Source organism: Bacillus sanguinis (genome assembly GCF_018332475.1).
GTDB classification, from domain to species: Bacteria; Bacillota; Bacilli; order Bacillales; family Bacillaceae_G; genus Bacillus_A; species Bacillus_A sanguinis.
Map to the genome: position 1 here is coordinate 1 of NZ_BOQB01000084.1, position 7714 is coordinate 7714.

A 7714-nucleotide genomic window follows, 5' to 3' on the forward strand; every position below is an offset into this window, starting at 1 on the left:
TTGATCAATACAGCTTTTTATAAATGATTAAACTCGAATAATCATTCTGGTATTTAAATCAACTTTTTTTGATTTAAATAATTAAATTTATATTTTACACTTACAAATTTAAAGAAAATTAGGAGGTTTTTTTATGAAACCTATTCAACTTTCATTCAAAGTACAAGATTGTTGTGGAACAGACAATCAAACATTACAAAGCAATATCGATATGCAAGGATTAAAACAGTTACCAGTTGCCATTATTGGGGGAGGTCCTGTAGGTTTAGCTGCAGCTGCACATTTAGCAAAACATGGTGAATCATTTATCTTATTAGAAGCTGGGGCAAATATAGGTTCAAACATCCTTACATGGGGCCATGTGCGGTTATTCTCACCTTGGCAATATAACATAGATAAAGCAGCTCTAGCTCTTCTTGAACAACATGGCTGGGAATCACCAGACATAAAAGCATTACCAACAGGAAGAGAAATTGTAGAACAATACTTACAACCGCTTGCGAATCTTCCGGAAATTAAACCATTTATCCATTTGAATACTAAAGTACTATCTATAGGTAAGAAGGATACAGATAAAATGAAAACAACGAATCGTGAAAAAATGCCATTTATGATCTATACAGAAAAAGAAGGTGTACTTCAAGTTTATGAAGCTAGAGCGATATTAGATGCTTCCGGTACGTGGGGAAATCCAAATCCGGCAAATTCTAATGGTATCTGGTTGAAAGAAGAGCAATCCCTTAACGAGCATATTTTTTATGGTATTCCAGATATATTAGGAAACGAACAAAAGCGATATGCCAATAAGCATGTAGCTGTCGTTGGAAGTGGTCATTCTGCAATCAATGCTTTATTGGAGTTGGCAAAATTAAAGGAGTCCTATCCAGGGACTAAGATTGTATGGATTATGAGAAAGCAACGTGTGGAAGAAGCATACGGGGGAGAGGAAAAAGATGCTCTTGAAGCGCGCGGAACCTTAGGTAGCCACATTCATCAATTGGTTGATGAAGGAATCGTGGAAGTAATGACACCATATAAAATTCAATACGTAGTTAGTACAAAAAATGGAATGGACATTGTAGGTCATCAAGATGAGAAAGAAATAAAAATTACTGATATCCAAGAGATGATTGTAAATACAGGGAATCGTCCTAATTTATCTATGATAAGTGAAATACGTACTTCTATTGATACTGCTACTGAAAGTGTAGGGGCTTTAGCACCACTAATCGATCCTAACCTTCATAGTTGTGGCACTGTTCGCCCCCATGGTGAAAAAGAGCTTCGACACCCAGAGAAAGGTTTCTATATTGTAGGTTCAAAAAGTTATGGAAGAGCGCCTACTTTCCTTATGGCGACAGGATATGAACAAGTTAGATCTATAGTTGCTTACCTTACTGGTGATTATGAGGCAGCTGAAAAAGTAGAACTTGATTTGCCAGAGACTGGTGTTTGTAGTGTGAATGTAAAGCCTAATAAAGTAGATGATTCATGTTGTGGTACAGAATCTTGTTGTTAAGGAGACTGACTGTAAGGAGTAGTAATTTATATTACGCCTCCTTACAGAAGAATTAAGTTTGAAAGGAGAACACAATGAAATGGTTATTAATCATGCGGGTAATTTAAAGAAAGACTATTTTGTATCCTATATAAGATTAATAATGAATGCCCACCAATGTAATGTTGAAAATGCAAAGGATTATGTTTTTCAAAGTATGTTCAGACTCGAAAAAAACAGTTTAGGAAAGAAAACTTATCAGAGTTTCCTTGAAGCGTATCGAGAATTAAAAGAATCTAATTAAATAAGTAAATCAAAGGTGGGATAATGATGAAAGAAATATTAGATTCCATTGTAATTGGAGGAGGGCAAGCTGGTCTTGCGTCTGGTTATCACCTTCAAAAAAAAGGATTACAGTTTTTAATATTAGAAGCGAGTGAGCGAACAGCTGGGTCTTGGCCTTACTATTATGAAAGTCTGAAATTGTTTTCTCCCGCACGTTTTTCATCGTTACCTGGAATGCAATTCCCAGGGCATCCTGATGATTATCCCACGAGGAACGAAGTGATTGATTACTTGCAAAATTATGTGGACAATTTTCAGCTACCAGTTATGTTAAATCAGCGAGTAGAATCTATAGAAAAAGAAGATGGAATATTTAAAGTTCAAACAGTCTCTGGAAAGACATTTTTGACTAGAACTATTATAAATGCAACTGGTTCTTTCCACAGTCCGTTTAATCCGATAATAAAGGATCAAGAGGAATTCAAGGGGAATATTATACATTCCGCTATGTATCGGAGTCCGAATCAGTATATTAATCAAAGAGTAGTGGTGGTGGGGCGGAGAAATTCAGCTGTCCAAATTGCACTTGAACTGGCCGATGTAAGTAAAGTATCTTTAGCTGTACGAAAGCCTGTTCAACTCATGAAACAAAAAGTGTGGGGGAAGGATTTACATTTTTGGCTTAAGGTATTAGGTGTAGATACCTTTCCGTTTTGGCGATTTGGAAAAACAGCACCGAGTTCAGGAGGAGTCATCGATTTAGGTGATTACAAGGAACGATTAGCTAGGGGGAATCCAGATCAAAGGTCTATGTTTACATCTTTTTACACTGATGGTGTAGTTTGGCCTGATGGGAAGAAGGAGCCAATCGATACGGTCATTTTTGCAACGGGCTATCACCCTAATCTCTCTTACTTCAATGCTATTGGAGCACTGGACTCAGAAGGAAGACCTTTACAAATAGCTGGTGTAAGTACAGAGGTCCAAGGGGTGTATTATGTTGGCTTGGAAGGTCAACGTTCGTTTTCTTCTGCGACATTAAGGGGAGTTGGATCGGATGCTAAATTTGTTGTGAGAAAGCTAATAAGCTATTTGAAAAATGAATATTTTAGATAATGATATTAACCCTATGACTTGGTGGGGATTTGGTTACGTCCTTAAATTGCACAACTTAAGTCAAAAATCAAAAGTAATGTAAAGGTAAGGGAGATTAGGGGGAAATAAGTATGGAGATTAGAAAAGCAACTGAACAAGATGTACAAGAAATTACGACTATTTATAATGAGGGTATCGAAGATCGTATTGCAACTTTAGAGACAGAAATAAGAACAGATAAATATGTAATGGAATGGCTATTTCAACGAGAAAAAAGATATTCAGTAATTGTCATGGAAGAAAATTCTCATATCGTTGGCTGGGCTTCCATTAATCCATACAGTCATCGATGCGCCTATCGTGGAGTAGGAGAATTATCTATATACATAAAAAGAGAATATAGAGGAAAAGGTTTGGGACAGAATTTACTTTTAGCACTAGAAAAAAATGGACAACAAAATGAATTCTATAAATTTGTTTTATTCACTTTTTCTTTTAATAATCTTGGCCAAGGGTTATATCGTAAAATGGGCTATCGAGAAGTAGGGGTATTTGAAAAACAGGGAATCATGGACGGCGAGCATGTCGATGTTATGATTATGGAAAAATTATTAGGCTAATATTGTAATGATTTCAAATCCAAAAGCAAAAACCAGTGATTGGTGGCATCACTGGTTTTTGCTTTTTATTAATCTAGTACCTTAATAGTTTGGAACCTGACGTATTGGAATACATAAAATAAGGTATAAATATTATGAATGTTTTTCTTTTTAAACTTCCATAATGATTGGAAGAAGCATTGGCCGACGTCCGGTTTTGGAATATAAGAATGGACTTAATACTTCTACAAGTGTTTGTTTTATTTGTGCCCAATTTATGATCCCTTCATTTAGTAAATTACATATACAATCTTCTACAATATCTTCTATTTTCTTCATGAGTTCTTCTGATCCACGCATATATACAAAGCCTCTTGTAACAATCGCCGGCTGAGATACTAATCGCTTTTGTTTACAATCTAAATTTAGGCTTATAATAATGATTCCTTCTTCAGATAAAATTCTACGGTCACGTAAAACAATGTTTCCAATATCACCTATACCACTCCCGTCAACATACACAGCCTGAGAAGATATGGTTTTACTACTAATTCTAGCCTCTCCTTTGGAGATTTCTAATACTTGCCCATTATCCATAACAAAACAATTTTCTAAAGGGACACCACATTCTACAGCTAATTCTACATGCTTTTTTAACATACGATATTCTCCGTGAATAGGCATGAAATATTTCGGCTTTAAAAGGGAGAGCATCAATTTTTGTTCTTCTTGTGCTCCATGACCAGATGTATGAATATCACTTATTTTATGATGAATTACATTTGCACCTACTCGATATAGTTGATTAATCGTTCTGTTAACACTTAACACATTCCCTGGAATCGGGGAGGAAGAAAGAACAACTGTATCTCCAGGAATAATTTGAATTTGTCGGTGATTATTATATGCAATTCTTGATAAAGCTGCCATTGGTTCCCCTTGACTTCCCGTACATATAATAGTTACTTGGTGACTTGGAATATGATTGATTTCATGTACGCCAACGAATATGTCCTTTGGAGCTTGGATGTATCCTAAGTCTCTTCCGATTTGAATTGTTTTTTCCATACTTCTTCCTACAACTACAACTTTACGATTATACAAAATAGAAGCCTCTACAACCTGTTGCAATCTGTGAACGTTAGATGCAAAAGTGGCAAATAAGATACGTCCCTGAGCCTCTGAAAAGATTTCCTTTACAGACTGCCCAACCTTTTTTTCTGACATTGAAAAGCCAGGAACTTCACTATTTGTACTGTCGGATAGTAAACACAATACACCTTCTTTTCCGATTTCAGCAATTTTGTGTAGGTTCGCCTCAGTACCAGCGGGTGTAAAATCGAATTTGAAATCACCAGTATGTACAACATTTCCATTTGGAGTGGTGACTACTATACCAAATGCGTCAGGAATACTATGTGTTGTTCGGTAAAAACGTACTTTCGTGTGTTGAAATTTAACTTCTGTTTCATCCAATATATTTCTTATTTCAACATGGCGGATATTATGTTCTTCAAATTTACTTTTAATTAATGCTGCAGCTAGCTTCCCAGCATATATCGGTACTTGTATGCATTTAAATAGAAAGGGAACCCCGCCAATATGATCTTCATGTCCGTGTGTGATGAATAATCCTTTTATTTTATCTTTATTTCTTTCTAGATACGTATAATCGGGTATAACATAATCAATACCTAATAGTTCAGAGTCAGGAAATTTAAATCCGGCATCTACAATGATGATTTCATCTTCATACTCAATGACATACATATTCTTTCCAATTTCTCCAAGGCCACCTAAAGCAAAAATCTTTGTTTTTCCACTTTGTAGTGTTTTCATGTGCCAACTCCTTACATATTAAAATATTTCAAGTTTCCTTTATTATAAAAATTCCTGATTTTGAATAAGAATTTTCAAAATCAGGAATCATACAAAAAATATATTATTTTACAATCAGTACTGGACATTGAACCCTTTTAGCTACTTTATGGCTCACACTTCCTAGTACCATTTCTTGCAACGCATTGAGTCCACGACTACCAAGTACCACTAATTCAAAATGACCTTTATTCGCATGCTCTACAATGGTTAGCCCTGGTTCACCATGTAATATTTTAACTTCATAAGAAATACGATTTTCTTTTAATTTTTCTTCAATAGGTAAAAGTCTCTTACGACGGGATAACTCTAATTCTTCTTTCCCTTGTGCGTGAATAACTTCATTCTTTGCTTTTGCATAATCAACTACAAATACAATCTCAACTGTACATTCGTTAGCTAAGGATGCAATTTTTATTGCTTCTTGTGTAGCACGTAAGGAATGTTCAGAACCATCTACAGCCAATAGGATTTTTTTATACATAATTTTCACTCCTAATCATGAATTAATGTGAAGAAGCTTTTCTATTTGGGTTATTATATACAGCTAATTTTTCTACGAGTTTCTTACTAGAAGAATTTAAGTTTGTAATGGTAACAATATTTTGATTTTCTTGGTACTTAATAACAACTTTGTCGATAGCTCCAACTGCCGAATCATCCCAAACATGCGTGTTTGAGAAATCAATGACAATGCTTCTATTTTTAACATTAAAATCAAATGATTCTACGAATCCTTCTACAGATGCAAAGAACAATTGACCATCTACATCAAATATCATATTTGAACCATCTTGTCGTTTTGTAACTTTTATCTTTGAAATTTTAGCAACAAAGAATATAGCACTTAGTAATACACCAGCAATTACACCTTTAGATAAATCATGCGTTGCAACTACGATAATAACTGTCACTAACATAACTGCTGCATCACTTCTTGGCGCTTTTACTAAATATGAGAACGAAGACCAATCAAATGTACCAATGGAAACCATAATCATAATACCTACTAGAACAGGCATTGGAATTTGTACAACTAAATCTCCTAATACAATGATGAGAAACATTAAAAATAGTCCTGCGATTAGAGTAGACAGTCTACCACGTCCGCCTGATTTTACGTTGATTACAGATTGCCCAATCATTGCACAACCTGCCATACCACCAAAGAAACCCGTAACAATATTAGCGATTCCTTGACCTCGGGACTCTTGATTTTTATTACTTTCTGTTCCAGTCATGTCATCTACAATAGACGCTGTTAGTAAAGATTCCAATAGTCCAACAATCGCTAAAGCAATGGAATATGGAAAAATAATGCTTAATGTTTCAAATGTGAATGGAACGTCTGGAATAAAGAACGATGGTAATGATTTTGTAATCGCTCCTAAATCACCGACAGTTCGTAAGTCCAAATGCATATAAATCGCAATCGCTGTTAATAATACAATCGCTATTAATGGAGCTGGAATTGATTTAATAAATCGCGGTACAATATAGACAATTGCTAATGTAATTGCAACAAATACATATGTCAGATTGGAAATACCAATAAAATGTGGTACTTGAGCCATAAAAATTAAAATTGCTAAAGCATTAACAAACCCAATCATGACAGCACGTGGGATAAATTTCATTAATCGTGCTACTTTACATACACCAAAAATAATTTGTATAACACCTGTTAAAATTGTTGCGGCTAATAAATAATTTAGCCCGTGCTCTTTTACTAAAGGAACCATAAGTAATGCCATTGCACCTGTTGCCGCTGAAATCATTCCAGGACGACCACCTACAAAGGCAATAATAACTGCAATACAAAAGGATGCATATAATCCCACCATCGGATCTACACCTGCAATAATTGAAAATGCAATTGCCTCTGGAATTAATGCTAGTGCAACAACAATCCCCGCAAGGATATCCGCTCTAACATTTGAAAACCATTCTGTTTTTAATTTTTCTACCACTGTTTTATACACCTCATATCATTTATTTTTTGGCTTTTAAGTCTCATAAAAGCCGTGTTCACATTACGATAAAAACAGTCTAACACTTATCGTCCCAAAAAGGAACCTTTTTGATACTTATTTTACTCGTCCAAGTTATGGTATGATAAAAGAAACGTCTTAACTGTTAGGAGAGCATGTATGTTAATCGGATATATGAGACCGTATCAAGATGATCTGAAATGCGAAGAACAACTAAAAAAATTAGAAAAAGTAAATTGTACAACAATCGTTTCAGAGGAACATTCATCAGCCAAAAAAAGAACACAACTTAAAAGTATGATAAGTAACCTGAACCCAGGTGATAAAATAGTCGTTACAAAACTTTTTACATTAGCTGATTCAACACG

General features: G+C 35.0%; 8 protein-coding genes. 5 read left to right on the top strand and 3 right to left on the bottom strand.

Annotation, left to right across the window (positions count from 1 at the left end; translation table 11 throughout):
- Window positions 1-133: 133 nt before the first annotated feature.
- The 4 genes from KI369_RS10980 (at window position 134) to KI369_RS10995 (ending at window position 3498) form a co-directional block, all read left to right on the top strand.
- Entirely contained in the window at window positions 134-1519 is a 1386-nt protein-coding gene (locus KI369_RS10980; protein WP_000802654.1) for an FAD-dependent oxidoreductase, read from the top strand.
- Between the two features lie 79 nt (window positions 1520-1598).
- On the top strand, window positions 1599-1802 hold the full coding sequence (locus tag KI369_RS10985; protein WP_000236376.1) for a hypothetical protein: 204 nt from the start codon (window positions 1599-1601) through the stop codon (window positions 1800-1802).
- A 26-nt stretch (window positions 1803-1828) separates the two neighbouring features.
- Entirely contained in the window at window positions 1829-2899 is a 1071-nt protein-coding gene (locus KI369_RS10990) for a flavin-containing monooxygenase (protein ID WP_000658827.1), read from the top strand.
- Window positions 2900-3009: 110 nt separating this feature from the next.
- Window positions 3010-3498: an arsinothricin resistance N-acetyltransferase ArsN1 family A gene (locus tag KI369_RS10995; RefSeq protein WP_000405749.1), complete on the top strand. Its 489-nt coding sequence runs from the start codon at window positions 3010-3012 to the stop codon at window positions 3496-3498.
- Between the two features lie 150 nt (window positions 3499-3648).
- Here KI369_RS10995 and rnjA read toward each other — a convergent pair whose 3' ends face one another.
- The 3 genes from rnjA to KI369_RS11010 all read right to left on the bottom strand — a co-directional run bounded on the left by rnjA (window position 3649) and on the right by KI369_RS11010 (window position 7325).
- Window positions 3649-5316: a ribonuclease J1 gene (gene rnjA / locus KI369_RS11000; RefSeq protein WP_000854867.1), complete on the bottom strand. Its 1668-nt coding sequence runs from the start codon at window positions 5314-5316 to the stop codon at window positions 3649-3651.
- Between the two features lie 103 nt (window positions 5317-5419).
- On the bottom strand, window positions 5420-5839 hold the full coding sequence (locus KI369_RS11005; RefSeq protein ID WP_000277007.1) for a universal stress protein: 420 nt from the start codon (window positions 5837-5839) through the stop codon (window positions 5420-5422).
- 22 nt (window positions 5840-5861) lie between these two features.
- Entirely contained in the window at window positions 5862-7325 is a 1464-nt protein-coding gene (locus tag KI369_RS11010) for a SulP family inorganic anion transporter (RefSeq protein WP_000229539.1), read from the bottom strand.
- Window positions 7326-7505: 180 nt separating this feature from the next.
- Between KI369_RS11010 and KI369_RS11015 the strand changes: the two genes are divergently transcribed.
- On the top strand, window positions 7506-7714 hold a 209-nt coding region (locus tag KI369_RS11015; RefSeq protein ID WP_212955976.1), incomplete at its 3' end, for a recombinase family protein.

Bases quoted from the DNA above. Each gene is read 5' to 3' on its own strand.
- KI369_RS10980 (WP_000802654.1), top strand. From the start codon at position 134: ATGAAACCTATTCAACTTTCATTCAAAGTACAAGATTGTTGTGGAACA.
- KI369_RS10985 (WP_000236376.1), top strand. From the start codon at position 1,599: ATGGTTATTAATCATGCGGGTAATTTAAAGAAAGACTATTTTGTATCC.
- KI369_RS10990 (WP_000658827.1), top strand. From the start codon at position 1,829: ATGAAAGAAATATTAGATTCCATTGTAATTGGAGGAGGGCAAGCTGGT.
- KI369_RS10995 (WP_000405749.1), top strand. From the start codon at position 3,010: ATGGAGATTAGAAAAGCAACTGAACAAGATGTACAAGAAATTACGACT.
- rnjA (WP_000854867.1), bottom strand. From the start codon at position 5,316: ATGAAAACACTACAAAGTGGAAAAACAAAGATTTTTGCTTTAGGTGGC.
- KI369_RS11005 (WP_000277007.1), bottom strand. From the start codon at position 5,839: ATGTATAAAAAAATCCTATTGGCTGTAGATGGTTCTGAACATTCCTTA.